A 429-nucleotide genomic window follows, 5' to 3' on the forward strand; every position below is an offset into this window, starting at 1 on the left:
CCAGTATCGGTGCCTGTGTTGCCTGCTGCATCGGTGATGCTCGCGCTAACACTGTAATTCCCTTCAGCTAAGTCAGTTGGAGGTGTCGCGCTCCAGTCACCGTTGATATCCGTTTGCACATCAATGGTTTGAGTGACATTTGCAGCATCAGTAAACGTTACCGTGATGGTGCTGTTAGGCGCATCACTGCTGCCTGTCACCGTTGGCGTACTGTCGTTAGTGAGTACAGGTGCATCCACACTCACACTTGGCGCGGTGGTATCGATGTTACCGACACCGGTAATATCATTGCTGTTACCTGCGACATCGCTAATACTTGCTTCGATGCTGTAAGGGCCTTCAGCTAATGCAGTCGGTACTTCTACTGAGAAGTTGCCATCGGCATCAACCGTGGTGGTAAAGGTTTGTGTATTGCCTTGATCGTCCACT

The 429-nt window shown here is 50.8% G+C and carries 1 protein-coding gene; it reads right to left on the reverse strand.

From position 1 onward, the window contains the following. Nucleotides 1-429 (reverse strand): Ig-like domain-containing protein (locus J8L71_RS18405; RefSeq protein ID WP_211001809.1); only part of this gene is annotated, 429 nt, incomplete at both ends.

Source organism: Pseudoalteromonas sp. MMG007 (assembly GCF_018100985.1).
Classification (GTDB): Bacteria; Pseudomonadota; Gammaproteobacteria; order Enterobacterales; family Alteromonadaceae; genus Pseudoalteromonas.